Below are 16,839 nucleotides of genomic sequence, written 5' to 3'. Positions count from 1 at the left end.
CAAGTTTACGTCCGTAGGGGACGGCTGCACCCGGTAAGTCCTGAGCCATCCCGTTCCGCCCGGCGCCCGGTGCCGGTCAGCCGCGGGTCCGCTGGGTGACCGCGATGCACGCCAGGACCGCCAGTGCCGCCGCCGGAGCGGCCGGCGGCAGCCGTTCGCCCAGCAGAAGTACGGACCAGACCAGGGTCAGCAGCGGCTGGGCGAGCTGGAGCTGGCTCGCCTTGTGGATGCCGATCGCGGCCATTCCGCGGTACCAGACGACCATCCCGAGGAACTGCGAGCCGAACGCCAGCCACAGCAGTCCGCTGACGGAGTGCACCGTGAGCCGCAACGGCTCGGTGGACAGCGCCAGCGCGGCACCCGTCACCGTCACCGGCAGTACCAGGACCAGTGCCCAGCCGATCACCTGCCAGCCCGGCATATGGCGGGCGAGCCGGCCGCCCTCGGTGTAGCCGGCCGCGCACACCAGCAGCGCCGCGAACAGCAGCAGATCGCCGCGGCCCGGCGCCCCGCCGCTCTGCTGCACCGCGAAGCCGATGACGACGGCGGCGCCGACCAGCGAGGCGATCCAGAAGGTACGGGAGGGCCGCACCCCGGTCCGCAGGGCCGAGCAGGCGGCCGTGGTCAGCGGCAGCAGGCCGACCACGACGGCCGCGTGCGAGGTGGTGGAGGTCTCCAGCGCCAGGGTGGTCAGCAGCGGAAAGCCGAGGACGACACCGCCCGCGACCACCGCGATTCCCGCCCAGTGGCGGCGCTCCGGCAGCCGCACCCGGAAGACGGCGAGCGCGCCACCGGCCACTACGGCGGCCAGCACGCTGCGCAGCATCACCACCGTCCAGGGGCCCATGCCCTCCAGCGCCCAGGCGGTCCCGGGGAAGGTGAGCGAGAAGGCGGCCACGCCCAGGGCGGCCAGCAGGGCGCCACGGCCGACGAGGGCGCCACGGGCGGGGGTGGCGGCGGTCGTCGGGGGCTCCTGCCCGGCGGTGGCCCGGGTGTCCTGCGCGGCGGGGTCCGGGGTGCTGACCGCTATCGTGGCGGTGGCAGTAGCGCTATCATTTGCTCTCATGCAAGAGCGTAGCAGTGGTGCCGAACTGGCCGCGATCCTGCGTACGGAGCTGAATCGCTACTCTCCCGGTGAGAAGCTGCCCTCCAGTCGTGCGCTGGTGGAGCGGCACCGGGTGAGCCCGGTGACCGTCTCCCGGGCGCTCGCCGAGCTGGCGGCGGAGGGACTGGTCACCACCCGGCCGGGGGCCGGTGCCTACCGTGCCGAGCCGCGCAGCGAGGCGCCCCGGCCGGTGGACACCTCCTGGCAGGAGATCGCGCTGAGCGCGGAGCCGGCCGGCGACCAGGTGCCGCGCAGCGTCGACGCCTCGGGCGTGGTGGCCACCCTCGGTGTCCCCGGCCCCGGCGTCATCGAGCTCAACGGCGGCTATCTGCACGCCGATCTCCAGCCCGAACGCGCCCTGGGCGCCGCGCTGGCCCGGGCCGGACGCCGGCCGGGCGTCTGGGGGCGGCCGCCGGTCGAAGGGGTGCCGGAGCTGCGGGCCTGGTTCGCGCGGGAGATCGCCGGGTCCGGCGGCCCGCTCGCCGCCAGCGATGTCCTGATCACCGCGGGCGGCCAGAGCGCGCTGACCGCCGCGCTGCGGGCCCTCGCCGCGCCCGGCGCCCCGGTGCTGGTCGAGTCCCCGACCTACCCGGGCATGCTGGCCGTGGCCCGCGCCTCCGGGCTGCGGACGGTGCCCGTACCACTCGACGCGGACGGAGTCCGTACGGATCTGCTCGCCGAAGCCTTCCGCGCCAGCGGCGCACGGCTCTTCGTGTGCCAGCCGCTGTTCCAGAACCCGACCGGTGCGGTGCTGGCCGCGGAGCGGCGGCGCGAGGTGCTGCGGGTGGCGCGCGCGGCGGGCGCCTTCGTGATCGAGGACGACTTCGCGCGGCTGCTGGTCCACGGTGACGCGCCCACGCCGCCGCCGACCCTGATCGCGGACGACCGGGACGGCACGGTCGTCCATGTCCGCTCGCTGACCAAGGCCACCTCGGCCAATCTGCGGGTGGGCGCCCTGGCGGCCCGCGGACCGGTGCTCGACCGGCTGCGCGCCATCCAGGTCGTGGACAGCTTCTTCGTGCCCCGGCCGCTTCAGGAAGCCGCCCTGGAGCTCGTCGGCGCGCCCGCCTGGGGGCGCCATCTGCGGCTGATCGCGGGGGAGTTGACCGCACGCCGGAACGCCCTCACCGCCGCGCTGCACCACGAGCTGCCCGCGCTCGCCGGGCCGGAGGCGGGGCCCGGGCCGGCGTACGGCCACGACCCGGTGCCCGGCGGTCTGTACGTCCCGCCGGGCGGCTACCACCTCTGGCTGCGGCTGCCGGACGGTACCGATGAGGCGGCCCTGACCGGCGCGGCACTGCGGGCGGGCGTCGCGGTCGCGGCCGGCCGCCCGTACTTCGCCGCCGAGCCGCCCGCCGCGCATCTGCGGCTGAGCTTCGCGTCGGCGTCCGGCACCGGCGAGATCACCGAGGGCGTGCGCCGGCTCCGGACGGCGTGCGAGGAGCTGGGAGTGCCGGTGCGCTGACGGCGGGGAGGGGCGACGGGGGCCTGCCGCCGGCCCCCGGCCTCGCCCTTCGCATACCGGTTCGACGCCGGACCCGCCCTTCTGCCAACCTCCCGGCATGAATGATCACGCCCTCGACGGCTACGAGATCTCCACCGACCGGGCCCGCCTGGACGCCGACCTGGTGCACTACTGGCTCGCCACCGACGCCTACTGGGCCGTGGACCGCCCCCGGGAGCTGCATGACCGTGCCGTCGCGGGCTCGCTCAACTTCGGTCTGTACGCCTCCGGTTCCGGCCGCCAGGCCGGGTACGCCCGGGTGGTCACCGACCACGCCACCTTCGCCTGGCTCTGCGACGTCTACATCTGCCGCGACGACCGCGGCAAGGGCCTGGGCACCGCGCTGATCGAGGCCATCGCCGACCATCTGACGCCCTGCGGGCTGAGCCGGCTGACGCTCGCCACCAAGGACGCCCACGGGGTGTACGAGAAGGTCGGCTTCCGCACCCTGGTGTCCCCCGAGCAGTGGATGACCCTCGGGCTGATCGACCCGGGCCCTGTCGATATCTGATCAACCTGGACCGCGCGGGCGGTGCTGCTCTTACCATCGGCGCATGAGCGTTCGACTCAAGCTGCTCGCCGCGGCCCGGAACTCCACCCTGCTGGAGACACGGTTCGACGACGACCGCCCGCTGGACGCCGCGGGATGGCACGAGGCGGAGCGGGCGGCCCCCGTCCTGTGCCGGCTCGCCGCCGCCGAACTCCGCTACTGCTCGCCGTCCGCCCGCTGCCGGCAGACCGGGGAGGCCCTCGGGCTCCGGCCGCTCGCCCAGCCGGCGCTGCGCGACTGTGACATGGGGCGCTGGCGCGGCCGCACCCTGGGCGAAGTGACCGCCGCCGAACCCCGTGGGGTGGAGGCGTGGCTGGCCGATCCGCGCTCCGCGCCGCACGGCGGGGAATCGCTGCTGGAGTTCATCACCCGGATCGGCAGCTGGCTGGACACCCGGCCGGCCGAGGACGCCGCCGGGCTGCTCGCGGTCGCCGAACCCGCCGTCGTCCGCGCCGCCCTGGTCTATGTGCTCCAGGCGCCGCCGCACGCGTACTGGCGGATCGACGTCCAGCCGCTCTCGGTGACCACCCTTACCGGCCGGTCCGGCAAGTGGGACCTCCTGCTGGAGGCGTGAGCCGACGCCCGGTCACCCGCCGCCGCCCGCCCGGCGCGTGCCCGGGACGCCCGGCCGCACCACCCGGAAAGCCCAGCCGCCGGGTTCCGCCGTCCGGGGCGTACGCACCCGTCTGACCTGCGCAAAGACCAGGAAGGCAGGCGACTTCGGGGGCAGTTGGCCCCGGGCGGCGGACGCCATCGAGGTGCGCTCCGCCGGGGCTGGCGCTTCGCTCGGTTTATGCATATACGCCACATTCCTCTGTATGCCTTGGCGGCCGGCGCGCTGGCGGTGTCCGTCCTGCTCTTCGGGGACGGCGACGGTGCGGACGCCGCCACCGAGGCCGCCCCCGGGGCGGTGACCGACACCGTCACCGAGGCCGGCCCCGCCGTGGACACCTCGCGGGCGGTGGTGGTCGAGCCCGACCCGGTGGCACCGGGCGGCGCCTTCTCCGTCCACGACGGCGGCACCTGCTCCGGCGACAGCGCGGAGGCCACCTTCGACGGCGCGGACATCCCCGCGATCCAGCTGACCTCCCGGAACGACCGGATGGGCGGCAGCGCGATCATGCCGGAGGGCACCGCGCCCGGCTCGTACCAGGTCACCATCACCTGCGGCGGGGCGTCCGGAGCCCGGCGGAGCGCCGCGGAAGCGGACCGGGCCGGCACCGGGGAATACGGCGAGGCATACGGCACGGAGCACGGCGACAGCGACGGCGGAGAGCGTGGAAGGGGCTCCGGCGACGGCCGCCGGACGCTCACCGGCACCATGGTCGTCTCCGGTGACGCCACGGAGGCCGTCCCGCAGGGCGGCGCGGACACCGGCCTCGGCGGCGCGGCCGGATCCGGCCGGGCGGCCACGGCGCTCAGCGGAGTGGTGCTGCTGGCCGCGGCCGGCGGGGGCGCCCTGGTCCGCCGCCGGCGCGCCCGCGGCGAACGGAGCTGACGGCGGTGAGCGCACATCCGCCCCGGCGCATCCTCCTCCTCGGTCTCCTCACGGCCCTCGCCGTGGCGGGTGTGCTCGCGCTGACCGCCGCCCGGTTCCGCACCCGCGACGCCACCAGTGAGGTCGACGGTGGCACCCACACCGTGCCGCGCACCGAGATCGCCCGGACGATCAGCGGCCAGCTCACCCTGCCGTTCCGCAACGGGCCCGACGCGGTGCACTGCTCCGGCGACCTGCGGCCGGTGCGGTACGACGAGGTGCGCTGTACGGCACACTTCCCCATCGGCCCGGACCGCCATCTGACCGTCGAGGTCACCCGCGTCCGCCACAACCTGGTCACCTACCGGCGCCACACCCTGCCCCGCTGACAGGGCGGGACTCCGGCCCCTACGGCGTGAGATCCAGGGCGGCCAGCCCCGACCCGTCCATCAGGAACGGCACCGAGTCATGGGTATGGGTGATCTTCCAGGTGCCGTCGATCTTGCGCAGGCCGACGGTGGCCCGGCTCCACAGCTCCACCTCGACGCCGTCGGTCTTCGTCCCGTGCATCCGGTTGATGCTGTGGCCGAACGCCACATCGTCGCCGACCGTGATCTCCAGCTGGGTCACGGTCACCTCGATCGGTCCGTCCCAGGTCGCGTACCAGGCCTCGACGGCCCGCTGGTCCCGTGCCTCGGGCCCCTTGTACTGCAACGGGGGAGCGAGACTGAAATCCACCAGGTCCGGCGCACTGGACGCCAGGAAACGCCGGGCGTCCCGCTCCTTCGTCGCGGCCGCCCGGTCCGCCAGCAGCTCCCGGATCCGTGCCTCGTCCGTCGCACGGTCGATGTCGGTGGTCATGAGTGCTCCTCCTGTCGGATCCTCCCGGACGCCGCCGCGGCGCCCCGGAATCTCTGTCCGACGGGTAGACCCCGGCACGTACGGAAACTCATCGGTGAGAGCGGTGAGAGCGGTGAGAGCGGTGAGAGCGGTGAGAGCGGTGAGAGCGGCGAGAGCGGCGAGAACGGCGCGAGCCGGGCGGGACGTGTGGGCCCGCCGCCTACGGCCCGAGAGGCACCGCCGTCCGCCCGCGCGTGAGCCAGGCATTGGCCGCCTCGACCCGGCTGCTCACCCGCAGTTTTGCGTAGGCGTGCTCCAGGTGTTTGTCGACGGTGCGCGGGCTGATCTCCAGCCGGCGGGCGATCTGCTGGTTCGTCAGGCCCCGGGCGAGCAGGGCGAGTACGGCCGACTCGCGCCGGGTGACGAGGGAGGGCGGGGGCGTGGGCGGGGCGAGCCGGTGGAGCACGTGGCTGAGCCGGGTACGCAGCAGGGCGGCGGCCGCCACATCGTCGTCGGAGAAATCGCTGCCGTTACGGCTGATCGCCACACAGACCTTCCGCGGCAGGCCGGCGGCGTAGCCCGCGGGGAATGACATCGCCAGCTGCTGCTCGGCGCCGAACGGCCGGTAGACCTCGGCGTAGGCGGCGAGGGCATGGAACTCGGCGCGGGTCTGCAGCGTCGAGCGCCGCATCGGGGTGCCGGAGCCGAGGGTGGTGTGGGTGACGAGGGAGTCCGCCGCCGCCTCCCGGGCGAACGCCGCCTGCACGTCCGGGGTCAGCAGACCGGCGGGCAGGGTGAGCGGCCGGTCGGCGGTGCCGGCGCGGGGGGACCAGATGATGCTGTCGCCGGGGACGGCGCCGAGCAACAGCGGAAGCAGTGCCGGAACAAGGGTTTCCTCGTCGACGGCATCGATCAGGAGGTCCACGACGGCGAGAATGCGTCGCAGGCCGGCCTCCGCGGCCGCGCTCATATGTCCAGCGTGCCGAGGGGGCGTGAGCCCGTCAAATGAGGGCCACCCGGCCGGCCGGGGGAAGACCGGCCGGGCGCGTCAGGCGCGCTAACGCCCGACGGCATAGACGCGGTTGAGGGGGCTCTCGGCGGCGAGTCGCCAATGGTGGAGTCCGGCCTCGTCGGCTATCTCCCGCATCGTCTCCTCACCCGCGTGGTTTCCCAGTGCCCGCGGACCGTGCTGGGCCAGCGCGGACGGCAGACAGACGGCGACCGAGGCGGCGGTCAGCGCCCGGCCGATGGGGTGGGCGTTCTCCTGGGCGTTCGCCGAGGCGTTCGGCTCGACGACCATGCAGGTCCCGCCGTCGGCCAGCGCCTCCTCGGCGTGGTGCAGCGCACCGCCCGGATCGCCGGTGTCGTGCAGACAGTCGAAGAAGGTGATCAGGTCGAAGTCCTCGCCCGGGTAGTCCTGGGCGGTGGCGACTTCGAAGCTGACCCGGTCGGCCAGTCCCTCCTCGTCCGCGATACCGCGGGCCGCCTCGATGGACGGGCGGTGGAAGTCGAAGCCGTGGAACCGCGACCGGGGGAAGGCCCGTGCCATCAGCGTCGTGGAGTAGCCGTAGCCGCATCCGACGTCCGCGACGCGCGCGCCGCGCTCCAGCTTCTCCCGCACGCCCTCCAGCGCGGTCAGCCACTCCGGGACCAGCGCGGCCGCGTAGCCGGGGCGGAAGAACTTCGCGGTGCCGGCGAACAGCGCCGTGCTGTGCTCCTCCCAGCCGACGCCCTCACCGGTACGAAAGGCCTCCATCAGGGCGTCCTCGGTGGCGTAGAGCGCCTGCATCGCGGTGAAGAAGCCCGCCGCGTACGTGGGCAGTTCCGGGTCCGCCAGGACCGCGGCGTGCTCGGCGGGCAGCAGGTAGGTGTCGGTGTCAGGCGCGTAGCTGACGTACTCGCCGGCGACCTGCGCGGCCAGCCATTCGCGGACGTAGCGCTCGACCAGCCCGGTGCGGGCGGCGAGCTGCGCGGAGGTGAGCGGCCCGGCACCGGCCATGGCCGTGTACAGGCCGAGCCGGTCACCGAGCGAGGTGCACAGACCGGCGACCGCGGCCCCGCTGTCGGTGATCACCCGCTCCAGGAACGCCTGCACCCGGTCCTGGTCCAGGGTCCCGCCCGAGCCGGCCCCGGCGGACGTCGCCATGGCTGTCACCTCCTCGTCCTCTTCACTGCAACAGTCCGGCCACTCCGCGCGCCATACGGGATTCGCCGTATACGGCCGGTGGCGGCGACCGTCCGACACTTGAGGAAGAGGCAGGAGGTGCACCATGCGAAAGAAGGTCGACTGCCGGGACTACCCGAGCGAGATGAACTGCACCCTCGTCATCATCGGCGAGGAGGAGGAAGTCGTCCGTGCCGCCACCGAGCACGCCGTCTCCGTCCACGGCCACACCGACAGCCCGGAGCTGCGCGAACAGATCAGGTCGTCCCTGAAGAACGAGATACCCCAGCACGCCTGAGGCACGGGCACGGACCCGCCGTCCCGGAGCCGGGGCGGCGGTCGCGCGGTGCCCGGGCGTCGTCGCGCTGACCGAGCGCTTCCGTCGGCGAGCTTCGCCGGCTGAAGCGCTCGGCGCGGTGCGTGTCCGTTACCGTCTCGGTCCTGCGAGGGCGTACACCACGGTGCCGATCGCGAACAGGGCGCACGCGGTCCCGGTGGACGCCGTCGTGGCGGGGGAACAGATCATCCACATGACCACGTCTCCCGCGGTGCCGCCCGGATGCGGTCCGAAGAGGGTGAACGCGAGCCAGCCGGTCGGCAGGGTCCATGCGAACTGTGCCCCGCACAGCGCCGCCCCGAGCGCGGCCAGACCGACCAGGCCCGCGCTGTCCCGGACGACGACCTCGGCGGGGGCGAGCCGCACTCCCGCCGCCTGGACCGTCAGCAGCGCCGCACCGGCGCACGCGCCGGCCAGCAGCACATGCGCCGCCCGGCGGGGCACCCACCGGATCGCGGCCGTCCTCTCCAGCACGACGTCCCACCCACCGAGCCCGACGGAGGCGGCCGCCACGTTCGCGGTGAGGACCAGGACCGCCATCGCCTGATCCACCGGCCCTGGGCCGTGGAGGGCCCACAACGCCAGCGCGACGAGCGCGACCGCGGCGGCCGAGGCGGGCACCTGCCGTGAACGGGCGTACAGGAGCAGCCACCTCATCGCGTCGCCTTCCCCGCCAGCACCGCGAGCCGGCGGTCCGCCGCGCAGGAGAGGGCGGCGGTGTGCAGTTCGGCGATCCGCGCGCGCTGCTCGCCCGGTGACAGCGCCGTCAGCCGCTGCCAGGCGACGTCGGCGTCCGGCCAGATCGTGCGCACGTACGGGTCGCTGCCCTTCTCCGCCAGCGGTTGGAGCCGGGAATCGTGCCGGGCCCAGCTCACGGCGACGCTCTGGACAGGGACATTGCCTCGCCCCCCGCCCTCCCGGTCGTCGTTCCCGTAGCAGCTGGGTACCAGACCCTGGGCGATCAGCGCGCGGGTCAGTTTCTCCCCTGTCGCATCGGCGAGCAGCCGGTCGTCGAAGTCGACCAGCACCACGTCGCCGGAGGGCTCGCGTTTGTCGGCGATCGCGCGCAGCCTGGTGTCCTCCCGCACCGCGTTCGGCGCCTTGTCGCCCAGGACCTCGTGCAGCACGCGCAGCGCCTCCTTGCCGCGCCGCGTGAGCTCGGGCAGGCGTGAGCGGTTCGCCTGCGTCACGCACACCGGTCCGTCGCAGACCAGGGCGGCGGCGGCCTTGTCGACGACGTAGGTGTCGCGGGCAGCGGCCGGGAGGACCAGCAGGGCCAGGGCCGCACCGGCCAGGACGGGGATCACCGCGAGCAGCCGGGCCCGGCGGGTCACGGCCGACAGCAGTGCGAAGCCGGTGGCGAGCAGGCCGAGCAGCCAGAGTGTCTGACCGAGGTGCACGGAGCCGGACAGGGTCAGCAGCATCTCCCGCGGCTCCGCGGTCACCGGGAGCAGCTGGGCGAGCCGGTTCGGCGCGATGCCCGACGGCAGTGTGTCGTCACTGTTCTGCTGGAGAAGGGCCGTCAGCATGAGGAAGAACAGGACCAGGCCCGGCGGGGTGAGCACGGAGGGCAGGGCCCGCGCGACGCCCATGCCGAACACGGCCCCCGCGACGAGGGCCAGCGCCGCCACGAGTGAGATCGGCAGCCAGTCGAGCGGCGTGTAGGTGGTCCGGCCGAGTGCCACCTGGACCCCGCCCACGAGGACCAGGAGGCCGAAGCCCGACGCCAGCGCGAGCGCCATCGCACCGGCCGGCAGCGCCGCACGGCGCCAGGCCGGCCGCGGCACGGTCGTCAGCAGTTCGGTCATCCGCGAGCGGGGTTCGCGCAGCCCGTACACCGCTCCCGTGCCCACCGCGAGCGGCCACAGGAAGGTCAGCAGGGACCGGGTCCACAGGGCCATGGAGGTCCACTGGGCCGTCCACCCCGCGGTGCCCCTCCACCAGAGCCCGTCGTACAGACAGAAGATCGCCAGGCTGCCGCCCAGGACGACGATGCCGGGCCACGGGGCGGCGGAGCGCTTCAGCTCGATGCGCAGCACACGTCCGGTCACCAGGTGCCTCCCCGCTGCCCGGAGTTGCGGAGCAGCGCCGAGTAGCCGCGCTCCAGGGGGCTGTCGCCCGGGAAATCGGTGCTGCCCGCCGCGGCCAGTTCCTCCGGCGTGCCCTGGAAGACGAGGCGGCCGTCGGCGAAGAGCACCACGTCGGAGCAGGCGGCCGCGACGTCCTCGACCAGGTGGGTGGAGACGACCACACAGGTGTCGCGGCCCAGTTCCTGGAGCAGCTCGCGAAAGCGCAGTCGCTGCGCCGGGTCCAGGCCGGCCGTCGGCTCGTCCAGCAGCAGCACCGCGGGGTCGTTGACGATGGCCTGGGCGATGCCGGCCCGCCGCACCATGCCGCCGGACAGGGTCTTCATCCGGTGGTCGGCGCGGTCCGCCAGGCCCACCCGTTCCACGGCCCGCTGGACGGCCGCGGGGACGTCCGCCTTCGGGACCTCCTTCAGCCAGGCCATGTACTCGACGAACTCGCGCACCGTGAAGCGCTTGTAGTAGCCGAAGTCCTGCGGCAGGTAGCCGATCCGGCGACGCAGGTCCCGGTGGTCGACCATCCTGCCCAGGGAGGTGCCGAGCAGCTCCAGTTCGCCCTCGGTGGGGCGCAGCACGGTGGCCAGCGCCCGGATCAGGGTGGTCTTTCCCGCGCCGTTGGGCCCCAGGAGGCCGTGGGTGCCGATGCCCAGGGAGAGGTCGAGCCCGTCGACGGCCATCTTCTTCCGTCCGACGCGTACTCTCAGGCCACTGGCCCGGATCTGCCAGGCGTAGGTTTTCGGCGCGGTGTCGGCCGCGCTCGTGGTGGGCGTCATGCGGTAGTCCCTTGCGAGGGTCGACGATGGTTTCACAGCGTTGCGTACGCGTTTCTGCGGGCGATCACGGCGCCGGTGCCGAGCGCCAGGAACAGCCCCCACGCGGGCAGTTGGTCCGGCTGCAGTACACGCTCCAGGTCCACGGGGCCGTGGTCGGTGGCCCACGCGAGCACCACGACGACGCCCCAGGCGCCCACCAGCCCGGTGGCGGCGCGGGTCACGCCGACCACGCTGCCCAGCGCCAGGGCGGCGGAGGTGAAGGCCAGGGAGGGCAGCAGCCACTGCGCGGCCGACATCGTTCCGGTCAGCCATCCCTCCACCAGGAGCGCGGGCAGGACCACCACGAGAACCGCCGTGGTACGCCGGAGGAGCAGGGGCAGGCCGGCTCGGGCGGTCGAGGCCGTCAGTTCGTGCGCCGGGTCCAGGCCGCGCGACCACGATGCGGCGACACCGCACAGCGGCAGCACGGGTGCGATCGCCAACACGGGAGAGACGCCGCCGAGGAACATGGGCCGCGCGACCGCGTCCAGCAGCAGCGCCATCAGGGCGACGAGGACGGTCATGGCCAACCAAGGGGCCATGACCGGCGTCAGCCAGGCAGCGCCCCACCTCGGGCGGTGTCGCCGCGAGGGCGCCCTGACGGCCGCGTCCAACTGCGGTTCCAGACCGGCCCGGACGGTGTCGACGAGCGCGGCGATGCCGGGCGCCTCGGTGGCCACACAGGCCGCCAGGTGGCTCCGGCACCACGCGCAGGTCTCCAGATGGGCCTCCAACGCCCATACCGTGTCCGCGGCCATCGCCGCGTCACCCCGTGCGTAGTCGTCGATCAACTGCCTCGACGCGTGTTCCCCGCTCATGTCAGCGCCTCCCGCATCGCGATCCGGGCCCGGCGGGCGCGGGTCTTGACCGTGCCTTCGGGCAGTCTGAGCAGGACGGCGGTCTCCCGTATGGAGAGCCCGTCGAGCACCGTGGCCCGCAGCACTTCCCGGAGTTCCGGCGCCAGCCGCCGCAGGGCGTCGCCGACGTCGCCGCCCACGGTCCCGGCGAGTGCCTCCTCCTCCGCCGCGGGCACCACCGCCCGCTCGGCGGCGGCGACCGGCGGTTCGGCGTGGTGGGCACGGCGCCGGAACGCGTCGACGAGGCGGCGCGCCGCGATCGTCCACAGCCACCCGACGGCCGTCCCGCCGACCGCGCTCCCGGCGAACGCGCCGGCCGCGCGCCACACCGCCAGATAGGTCTCCTGCATGACCTCGGCGACGATCTGCTCGTCCGCGCAGCGGCGGCGCAACCGCACCGCCAGCCACGGCGAGGTGCGCCGGTACAACTCGTCGAACGCCCCGCGGTCACCTCTGGCCACCAGCCGGACAAGGCGTTCCTCGTCCAGTTCGTCCAGTGCTCTCCTGCGTGATCTCACACCAGCCAGACGCCCGGTGCGGCGCGCAGGTTCTGGATCTACTGTGAACTGAGTCACAGTCGCCCCGCGGGGGCCTCACGCCCGGCCATTGCATAAAACTGCTGGCTTCCGTATAGTCATGCCATCAAGGAGGAGGGCCCATGACGGTACGAGCAGCAGTGGCCGGTGCGAGCGGATACGCCGGGGGTGAGGTGCTGCGCCTGCTTCTGGGGCACCCGGAGGTGGAGATCGGGGCGCTGACCGGGCATTCCAATGCCGGGCAGCGATTGGGGGCGCTCCAGCCGCATCTGGCCCCGCTGGCCGACCGGGAGCTCCAGGCGACCACCACCGAGGCCCTGGCCGGGCACGACGTCGTCTTTCTCGCGCTGCCGCACGGGCAGTCCGCCGCGGTCGCCGAGGAGCTCGGGCCCGATGTCCTCGTCGTGGACTGCGGTGCCGACTTCCGGCTGAGCGACGCCACGGACTGGGAGGCGTTCTACGGCTCGGACCACGCGGGCACCTGGCCGTACGGCCTCCCGGAGCTGCCCGGCGGGCGCGCCGCGCTCCAGGGGACCCGGCGCATCGCGGTCCCGGGCTGCTACCCCACGGCCGTCTCGCTCGCCCTGTTCCCCGCGTACGCGGACCGGCTCGCCGAGCCCGAGGCCGTGATCGTCGCGGCCACCGGCACCTCCGGCGCGGGCAAGGCCCTCAAGCCGCATCTGCTGGGCTCCGAGGTCATGGGCTCGATGAGCCCGTACGGCGTCGGCGGCGGCCACCGGCACACCCCCGAGATGATCCAGAACCTGAGCGCGGTGGCCGGCGAGCGCATCAGTGTCTCCTTCACCCCGACGCTGGCCCCCATGTCCCGCGGCATCCTCGCCACCTGCTCGGCGAGGGCGAAGCCCGGTGTGGACGCCGGCGCCGTACGGGCCGCGTACGAGAAGGCGCTGGCCGACGAGCCGTTCGTCCAGCTGCTGCCCGAGGGGCAGTGGCCGTCGACCGCCGCCGTGTACGGCTCCAACACGGCGCAGATCCAGGTGACCCTCGACGCGGCGGCCGGCCGGATCATCGCGATCAGCGCCCTCGACAACCTCACCAAGGGGACCGCGGGCGGCGCCGTGCAGAGCATGAACATCGCCCTGGGCCTCCCCGAGGGGACGGGGCTCCCGAAGGTCGGGGTCGCGCCATGACCCGGAACGGCACGGGGCAGCAGGGCGGGACCGGCGGGACCGGAGAAGCGACGGAGGACGAGCAGTGAGTGTGACGGCAGCACAGGGATTCACGGCGGCGGGCATCGCGGCCGGGATCAAGGCCCCTCTTGCCAATGGGAGTGGCGGCAACCCCGACCTCGCCCTCGTGGTGAACAACGGGCCCCGGACCGCGGCCGCCGGTGTCTTCACCTCCAACCGCGTCAAGGCGGCGCCGGTGCTCTGGTCGGAACAGGTGCTGAAGGGCGGCGAGCTGTCCGCCGTCGTCCTCAACTCCGGCGGTGCCAACGCCTGTACGGGCCCGAAGGGCTTCCAGGACACCCACGCCACCGCGGAGAAGGTCGCCGCGTCGCTGAACACCGCGGGGTACGACGAGACCGGCGGGCACCACGCCGGCATGATCGCGGTCTGCTCGACGGGCCTGATCGGCGTCACGCTGCCGATGGACAAGCTGCTGCCCGGCGTCGACAAGGCCGTCGCCCAACTCGGCCCGCACGGCGGCGAGAAGGCCGCCCTCGCCATCATGACCACCGACAGCGTGCACAAGACCGCGGTCGTCACCAAGGACGGCTGGACCGTCGGCGGTATGGCCAAGGGCGCCGGCATGCTCGCCCCGGGCCTGGCCACCATGCTCGTCGTCCTGACCACCGACGCCGATGTGCCGGCCGCCGAGCTCGACACGGCGCTGCGGGCCGCGACCCGCACCACCTTCGACCGGGTCGACTCCGACGGCTGTATGTCGACCAACGACACGGTGCTGCTGCTCGCCTCCGGCGCCTCCGGCGTCGCCCCGGCCGCCGACGACTTCGCCGAGGCGGTCCGGGCGGTCTGCGACGACCTCGCCCGGCAGCTGATCGGGGACGCCGAGGGCGCGAGCAAGGACATCCGCATCGAGGTGATCAACGCCGCGAGCGAGGACGACGCGGTCGAGGTCGGCCGCTCCATCGCCCGTAACAACCTCCTCAAGTGCGCCATCCACGGTGAGGACCCCAACTGGGGCCGGGTGCTCTCCGCCATCGGCACCACGTCCGCCGTCTTCGAGCCCGACCAGCTGAACGTCGCCATCAACGGCGTCTGGGTCTGCAAGAACGGCTCCGTGGGGGAGGACCGCGAGCTGGTCGACATGCGCTACCGGGAGGTCCGCATCACCGCCGACCTCGCCGCCGGCACCGAGTCCGCGGTCATCTGGGCCAACGACCTCACCGCCGACTACGTCCACGAGAACAGCGCGTACTCGTCATGAGCGCCCGCAAGCACACCGCGCTGCCCAAGGCCCGCACCCTCATCGAGGCGCTGCCCTGGCTGACCCGTCACCACGGCAAGACCGTGGTCATCAAGTTCGGCGGCAACGCCATGATCGACGAGGAGCTCAAGCGCGCCTTCGCCCAGGACGTGGTCTTCCTGCGGCACGCCGGGCTGCGCCCCGTCGTCGTGCACGGCGGCGGCCCGCAGATCAGCGCCCAGCTGGACCTGCTCGGCCTGGAGTCGGAGTTCAAGGGCGGCCTGCGGGTCACCACCCCCGAGGCGATGAACGTCGTACGGATGGTGCTGGCCGGCCAGGTGCAGCGTGAGCTGGTCGGACTCCTCAACGAGCACGGCCCGCTCGCCGTCGGCATGACCGGCGAGGACGCCCATCTGATGACCGCGACCAAGCACTTCGCCCAGGTCGACGGTGAGCGGGTGGACATCGGCCGGGTCGGCGAGATCACTTCCATCGACCCCGGCGCGGTCCAGGCGCTCCTGGACGACGGCCGCATCCCGGTCATCTCCTCCATCGCCCGCAGCAGCGACGAGGAGGACGCCGCCTCCGGGGCCTCCGGTGTCTTCAACGTCAACGCCGACACCGCGGCGGCCGCGCTGGCCGCCGCGCTCGACGCCGAGACGCTGATGGTGCTCACCGACGTCGAGGGCCTCTACGAGGACTGGCCGAACAGCGACGAGGTGATCTCCCGCCTCACCGCCACCGAACTGGAGAAGCTGCTGCCCGACCTGGCCAGCGGCATGGTCCCCAAGATGCGGGGCTGTCTGCACGCCGTCCGCAACGGGGTGCACACCGCCCGGGTCATCGACGGGCGGGTCCAGCACTCGATCCTGCTGGAGATCTTCACCGACGAGGGAATCGGCACGATGGTCGTGCCGGACGCGAACACGATCGAGGGGGCGACATGAGCGACGTGGCACACACCCACGGCCCGGCGACCAACGCCGGCCTCACCGGGCGCTGGCAGGGCGCCATGATGCACAACTTCGGCACCCCGCGTATCCCGCTGGTCCGCGGCGAGGGCGCCACCGTCTGGGACGCCGACGGCAACGCCTACCTCGACTTCCTCGGCGGCATCGCGGTCAACTCCCTCGGGCACGCCCACCCGGCGGTGGTCCGCGCGGTCTCCGACCAGGTCGCCACCCTCGGTCATGTCTCGAACTTCTTCGTCTCCGAGCCCACCGTGGCCCTCGCCGAGCGCCTGCTCGCGCTGGCCGGACGCCCCGGCCGGGTCTACTTCTCCAACTCCGGCGCCGAGGCCAACGAGGCCGCCTTCAAGATCGGCCGGCTGACCGGGCGCACCCATATGGTCTCCACCGCCGGCGGCTTCCACGGCCGCACTATGGGCGCCCTCGCACTCACCGGCCAGCCCGCCAAGCAGGCCCCGTTCGCCCCGCTTCCCGGCGATGTGGACTACGTCCCGTACGGGGACGTCGAGGCCCTCCGCGCCGCCGTCACCACTGACACCGCCTTCGTCATCCTGGAGCCCGTCCAGGGCGAGAACGGTGTCATCGTCCCGCCGCCCGGCTACCTCCAGGCCGCCCGCGAGATCACCGCCGCCACCGGCACCCTGCTCGTCCTCGACGAGATCCAGACCGGTATCGGCCGGACCGGGCACTGGCTGGAATCCCGGGCCCAGGGCGTCGAGGCGGACATCGTCACCCTCGCCAAGGGCCTCGGCGGGGGACTGCCGATCGGCGCGACGCTGGCCTTCGGCCGGGCCGCCGAGCTGCTCACGCCCGGTGCGCACGGCTCGACGTTCAGCGGCAACCCGGTCGTCTGCGCCGGTGCGCTCGCCGTTCTGGACACCATCGAGGCGGACGGCATCCTGGAGAACGTCAAGCGCGTCGGCGAGCGGCTGCGTACCGGGACCGAGGAGCTGGGCCACCCATTGGTCAGCCAGGTCCGCGGTGTGGGGCTGCTCCTGGGTATCGTCTTGACGGAGTCGCTCGCGCCGCAGGTGCAGCAGGCGGCTCAGGACGCGGGCCTCCTGGTGAACGCGGTCGCGCCGGACGTCATCCGGCTCGCCCCGCCGCTGATCGTCTCCGACGAGGAGGCGGAGGAGTTCCTCCGGAAGCTGCCCGCCGTCCTCAACACGGCCCGCCAAGGGGCCGACGGGGAACGACGAGCCGGAGACTGACGA

General features: G+C 73.4%; 19 protein-coding genes. 10 read left to right on the top strand and 9 right to left on the bottom strand.

The window, feature by feature from the left end:
• Positions 1–76 precede the first annotated feature (76 nt).
• The gene (locus ACZ4XD_RS19625; RefSeq protein ID WP_468043679.1) at positions 77–1,066 is read right to left on the bottom strand and encodes a DMT family transporter; all 990 of its coding nucleotides are present in this window, start codon (positions 1,064–1,066) and stop codon (positions 77–79) included.
• On the opposite strand from ACZ4XD_RS19625, the gene ACZ4XD_RS19620 reads away from it, so the two are divergent.
• The 5 genes from ACZ4XD_RS19620 to ACZ4XD_RS19600 all read left to right on the top strand — a co-directional run bounded on the left by ACZ4XD_RS19620 (position 1,065) and on the right by ACZ4XD_RS19600 (position 5,025).
• Positions 1,065–2,570: an aminotransferase-like domain-containing protein gene (locus tag ACZ4XD_RS19620; protein ID WP_468043677.1), complete on the top strand. Its 1,506-nt coding sequence runs from the start codon at positions 1,065–1,067 to the stop codon at positions 2,568–2,570. The two genes, ACZ4XD_RS19625 and ACZ4XD_RS19620, sit on opposite strands and share 2 nt — an antisense overlap.
• Before the next feature lie 97 nt (positions 2,571–2,667).
• Positions 2,668–3,120 (top strand): GNAT family N-acetyltransferase, encoded by a 453-nt coding sequence (locus ACZ4XD_RS19615; RefSeq protein ID WP_468043675.1) that lies wholly within the window; start codon positions 2,668–2,670, stop codon positions 3,118–3,120.
• A gap of 43 nt (positions 3,121–3,163) precedes the next feature.
• The gene (locus ACZ4XD_RS19610; protein WP_468043673.1) at positions 3,164–3,733 is read left to right on the top strand and encodes a histidine phosphatase family protein; all 570 of its coding nucleotides are present in this window, start codon (positions 3,164–3,166) and stop codon (positions 3,731–3,733) included.
• A gap of 219 nt (positions 3,734–3,952) precedes the next feature.
• The gene (locus ACZ4XD_RS19605) at positions 3,953–4,657 is read left to right on the top strand and encodes a hypothetical protein (RefSeq protein WP_468043671.1); all 705 of its coding nucleotides are present in this window, start codon (positions 3,953–3,955) and stop codon (positions 4,655–4,657) included.
• A 5-nt stretch (positions 4,658–4,662) separates the two neighbouring features.
• Positions 4,663–5,025 carry a DUF4333 domain-containing protein gene (locus tag ACZ4XD_RS19600; protein ID WP_468043670.1) on the top strand — a complete coding sequence of 121 codons (363 nt, stop codon included), beginning with the start codon at positions 4,663–4,665 and terminating at the stop codon, positions 5,023–5,025.
• A gap of 19 nt (positions 5,026–5,044) precedes the next feature.
• Here ACZ4XD_RS19600 and ACZ4XD_RS19595 read toward each other — a convergent pair whose 3' ends face one another.
• The 3 genes from ACZ4XD_RS19595 to ACZ4XD_RS19585 form a co-directional block, all read right to left on the bottom strand.
• Complete coding sequence (locus ACZ4XD_RS19595) at positions 5,045–5,497, bottom strand: YybH family protein (RefSeq protein ID WP_468043668.1); 453 nt, start codon at positions 5,495–5,497, stop codon at positions 5,045–5,047.
• A 199-nt stretch (positions 5,498–5,696) separates the two neighbouring features.
• Positions 5,697–6,446, bottom strand: a complete 750-nt coding sequence (locus ACZ4XD_RS19590; RefSeq protein WP_468043666.1) for a helix-turn-helix transcriptional regulator — start codon at positions 6,444–6,446, stop codon at positions 5,697–5,699.
• A gap of 87 nt (positions 6,447–6,533) precedes the next feature.
• On the bottom strand, positions 6,534–7,622 hold the full coding sequence (locus ACZ4XD_RS19585; RefSeq protein WP_468043664.1) for a class I SAM-dependent methyltransferase: 1,089 nt from the start codon (positions 7,620–7,622) through the stop codon (positions 6,534–6,536).
• 124 nt (positions 7,623–7,746) lie between these two features.
• Here ACZ4XD_RS19585 and ACZ4XD_RS19580 point away from each other — a divergent pair, with 124 nt between their 5' ends.
• Complete coding sequence (locus tag ACZ4XD_RS19580) at positions 7,747–7,938, top strand: DUF1059 domain-containing protein (RefSeq protein WP_423665162.1); 192 nt, start codon at positions 7,747–7,749, stop codon at positions 7,936–7,938.
• Positions 7,939–8,067: 129 nt separating this feature from the next.
• On the opposite strand, the gene ACZ4XD_RS19575 is transcribed toward ACZ4XD_RS19580, so the two are convergent.
• The 5 genes from ACZ4XD_RS19575 to ACZ4XD_RS19555 are packed head-to-tail and all read right to left on the bottom strand — an operon-like array spanning position 8,068 to position 12,248.
• Positions 8,068–8,634, bottom strand: a complete 567-nt coding sequence (locus ACZ4XD_RS19575; RefSeq protein WP_468043662.1) for a hypothetical protein — start codon at positions 8,632–8,634, stop codon at positions 8,068–8,070.
• Positions 8,631–10,028 (bottom strand): hypothetical protein, encoded by a 1,398-nt coding sequence (locus tag ACZ4XD_RS19570; protein WP_468043660.1) that lies wholly within the window; start codon positions 10,026–10,028, stop codon positions 8,631–8,633. The genes ACZ4XD_RS19575 and ACZ4XD_RS19570 overlap by 4 nt, the downstream gene beginning before the upstream one ends.
• Positions 10,025–10,834, bottom strand: coding sequence for an ABC transporter ATP-binding protein (locus ACZ4XD_RS19565; protein WP_468043658.1), 810 nt, complete (start codon positions 10,832–10,834; stop codon positions 10,025–10,027). Before ACZ4XD_RS19565 ends, ACZ4XD_RS19570 begins: the two co-directional genes overlap by 4 nt.
• Positions 10,835–10,866: 32 nt before the next feature.
• Complete coding sequence (locus tag ACZ4XD_RS19560; protein WP_468043656.1) at positions 10,867–11,691, bottom strand: zf-HC2 domain-containing protein; 825 nt, start codon at positions 11,689–11,691, stop codon at positions 10,867–10,869.
• Positions 11,688–12,248, bottom strand: a complete 561-nt coding sequence (locus ACZ4XD_RS19555; protein ID WP_026169289.1) for an RNA polymerase sigma factor — start codon at positions 12,246–12,248, stop codon at positions 11,688–11,690. Before ACZ4XD_RS19555 ends, ACZ4XD_RS19560 begins: the two co-directional genes overlap by 4 nt.
• A 140-nt stretch (positions 12,249–12,388) precedes the next feature.
• Between ACZ4XD_RS19555 and argC the strand changes: the two genes are divergently transcribed.
• From argC to ACZ4XD_RS19535, 4 genes are all read left to right on the top strand, one after another.
• A complete protein-coding gene (argC, locus tag ACZ4XD_RS19550; protein WP_468043654.1) occupies positions 12,389–13,417 on the top strand; it encodes an N-acetyl-gamma-glutamyl-phosphate reductase in 1,029 nt (342 codons plus the stop codon).
• 64 nt (positions 13,418–13,481) lie between these two features.
• The gene (gene argJ, locus ACZ4XD_RS19545) at positions 13,482–14,678 is read left to right on the top strand and encodes a bifunctional glutamate N-acetyltransferase/amino-acid acetyltransferase ArgJ (RefSeq protein WP_468043652.1); all 1,197 of its coding nucleotides are present in this window, start codon (positions 13,482–13,484) and stop codon (positions 14,676–14,678) included.
• Positions 14,675–15,604, top strand: coding sequence for an acetylglutamate kinase (argB, locus tag ACZ4XD_RS19540; RefSeq protein WP_468043650.1), 930 nt, complete (start codon positions 14,675–14,677; stop codon positions 15,602–15,604). The genes argJ and argB overlap by 4 nt, the downstream gene beginning before the upstream one ends.
• Positions 15,601–16,836, top strand: a complete 1,236-nt coding sequence (locus ACZ4XD_RS19535) for an acetylornithine transaminase (protein WP_468043648.1) — start codon at positions 15,601–15,603, stop codon at positions 16,834–16,836. The genes argB and ACZ4XD_RS19535 overlap by 4 nt, the downstream gene beginning before the upstream one ends.
• Positions 16,837–16,839 lie beyond the last annotated feature (3 nt).

It is taken from the genome of Streptomyces sp. NPDC029466 (genome assembly GCF_055574515.1).
This window is presented reverse-complemented; position numbering and strand designations above follow the sequence as displayed.

Bases quoted from the DNA above. Each gene is read 5' to 3' on its own strand.
- ACZ4XD_RS19595 (WP_468043668.1), bottom strand. From the start codon at position 5,497: ATGACCACCGACATCGACCGTGCGACGGACGAGGCACGGATCCGGGAG.
- argB (WP_468043650.1), top strand. From the start codon at position 14,675: ATGAGCGCCCGCAAGCACACCGCGCTGCCCAAGGCCCGCACCCTCATC.
- ACZ4XD_RS19620 (WP_468043677.1), top strand. From the start codon at position 1,065: ATGCAAGAGCGTAGCAGTGGTGCCGAACTGGCCGCGATCCTGCGTACG.
- ACZ4XD_RS19625 (WP_468043679.1), bottom strand. From the start codon at position 1,066: ATGAGAGCAAATGATAGCGCTACTGCCACCGCCACGATAGCGGTCAGC.
- ACZ4XD_RS19610 (WP_468043673.1), top strand. From the start codon at position 3,164: ATGAGCGTTCGACTCAAGCTGCTCGCCGCGGCCCGGAACTCCACCCTG.
- ACZ4XD_RS19575 (WP_468043662.1), bottom strand. From the start codon at position 8,634: ATGAGGTGGCTGCTCCTGTACGCCCGTTCACGGCAGGTGCCCGCCTCG.
- ACZ4XD_RS19605 (WP_468043671.1), top strand. From the start codon at position 3,953: ATGCATATACGCCACATTCCTCTGTATGCCTTGGCGGCCGGCGCGCTG.
- ACZ4XD_RS19565 (WP_468043658.1), bottom strand. From the start codon at position 10,834: ATGACGCCCACCACGAGCGCGGCCGACACCGCGCCGAAAACCTACGCC.
- ACZ4XD_RS19560 (WP_468043656.1), bottom strand. From the start codon at position 11,691: ATGAGCGGGGAACACGCGTCGAGGCAGTTGATCGACGACTACGCACGG.
- ACZ4XD_RS19615 (WP_468043675.1), top strand. From the start codon at position 2,668: ATGAATGATCACGCCCTCGACGGCTACGAGATCTCCACCGACCGGGCC.
- ACZ4XD_RS19580 (WP_423665162.1), top strand. From the start codon at position 7,747: ATGCGAAAGAAGGTCGACTGCCGGGACTACCCGAGCGAGATGAACTGC.
- argC (WP_468043654.1), top strand. From the start codon at position 12,389: ATGACGGTACGAGCAGCAGTGGCCGGTGCGAGCGGATACGCCGGGGGT.
- ACZ4XD_RS19535 (WP_468043648.1), top strand. From the start codon at position 15,601: ATGAGCGACGTGGCACACACCCACGGCCCGGCGACCAACGCCGGCCTC.
- ACZ4XD_RS19590 (WP_468043666.1), bottom strand. From the start codon at position 6,446: ATGAGCGCGGCCGCGGAGGCCGGCCTGCGACGCATTCTCGCCGTCGTG.
- ACZ4XD_RS19585 (WP_468043664.1), bottom strand. From the start codon at position 7,622: ATGGCGACGTCCGCCGGGGCCGGCTCGGGCGGGACCCTGGACCAGGAC.